This is a genomic window from Paenibacillus sp. 1182 (genome assembly GCF_017833915.1).
Lineage (GTDB): Bacteria > Bacillota > Bacilli > Paenibacillales > Paenibacillaceae > Paenibacillus > Paenibacillus polymyxa_D.
The window spans coordinates 1-1,430 of the sequence record NZ_JAFICR010000037.1; the positions used below are offsets into that span (position 1 = coordinate 1).

Here is a 1,430-nt window from a genome sequence, read left to right on the forward strand (position 1 = left end):
CTATGTATTCAGCAGAAAGTGACTGTCGATGAAGACAGCCGGGTTTCCCCATTCGGACATCCCCGGATCAAAGCTTGCTTACAGCTCCCCGAGGCTTTATCGTTGTTCGCCACGTCCTTCGTCGGCTCCTGGCGCCTAGGCATCCTCCGTGTGCTCTTTGTAGCTTAACCTAGACTTTTCTTTGATAAAAGAAAATGCCGATGTTCGATAAAGAATGATTTTTGCCAAAGGCAAAAGATCTTTCCTTACCTGCTACCTTTATTTCACTTGTTTACACAAGATCAGCTTAAAGGAATATTCTAAAACGCAAATTCATTTCGGTATCCAGTTTTCAAGGTGCAATACAGTTTCATCGAAACTGTAGCCTGTGTGCACATCGGTCCATCTCATTCGAGCGGATGATATTCATGCAGTTTTTTGGTGGAGCCAAGGGGGATCGAACCCCTGACCTCCTGCGTGCAAGGCAGGCGCTCTCCCAGCTGAGCTATAGCCCCAAAAGGAATATAAAGTTATATGGTGGGCCCTAGTGGACTCGAACCACCGACCTCACCCTTATCAGGGGTGCGCTCTAACCAGCTGAGCTAAGGGCCCATAATAAACCACCAAAGAAGTTCTTCTTTAGTGGTTGCGCTTGGCGACGTCCTACTCTCCCAGGACCCTGCGGTCCAAGTACCATCGGCGCTGGAGGGCTTAACGGTCGTGTTCGGGATGGGTACGTGTGGAACCCCTCCGCTATCGCCACCAAACGTTCGAGAGTTTGAACTCTCAAAACTGAGCAACGAGTGAGTAATTTAAGGATATTCATTTCATTCACACGAACGTGATGAACCGAATTGAATATCCGGTCGCAGGTACGTTATACCTGCTGATTTGAATGTTTCCATCGCAGGAAACGATTCTCCATAGAAAGGAGGTGATCCAGCCGCACCTTCCGATACGGCTACCTTGTTACGACTTCACCCCAATCATCTACCCCACCTTCGGCGGCTGGCTCCCTTGCGGGTTACCCCACCGACTTCGGGTGTTGTAAACTCTCGTGGTGTGACGGGCGGTGTGTACAAGACCCGGGAACGTATTCACCGCGGCATGCTGATCCGCGATTACTAGCAATTCCGACTTCATGTAGGCGAGTTGCAGCCTACAATCCGAACTGAGACCGGCTTTTCTAGGATTGGCTCCACCTCGCGGCTTCGCTTCCCGTTGTACCGGCCATTGTAGTACGTGTGTAGCCCAGGTCATAAGGGGCATGATGATTTGACGTCATCCCCACCTTCCTCCGGTTTGTCACCGGCAGTCTGCTTAGAGTGCCCAGCTTGACCTGCTGGCAACTAAGCATAAGGGTTGCGCTCGTTGCGGGACTTAACCCAACATCTCACGACACGAGCTGACGACAACCATGCACCACCTGTCTCCTCTGTCCCGAAGGAAAG

2 tRNA genes and 3 rRNA genes are annotated in these 1,430 nt (G+C 51.1%); all 5 read right to left on the reverse strand.

What is annotated here, in order from left to right:
- Positions 1-170: ribosomal RNA gene (locus JOD82_RS28855) — 23S ribosomal RNA — on the reverse strand; the annotation flags it as partial.
- Positions 171-418: 248 nt separating this feature from the next.
- Positions 419-494 (reverse strand) — tRNA-Ala (locus JOD82_RS28860).
- Between the two features lie 20 nt (positions 495-514).
- Positions 515-591, reverse strand: a tRNA-Ile gene (locus JOD82_RS28865).
- Between the two features lie 38 nt (positions 592-629).
- Positions 630-746 (reverse strand): 5S ribosomal RNA (rrf, locus tag JOD82_RS28870).
- A gap of 160 nt (positions 747-906) precedes the next feature.
- A 16S ribosomal RNA gene (locus tag JOD82_RS28875) occupies positions 907-1,430 on the reverse strand; the annotation flags it as partial.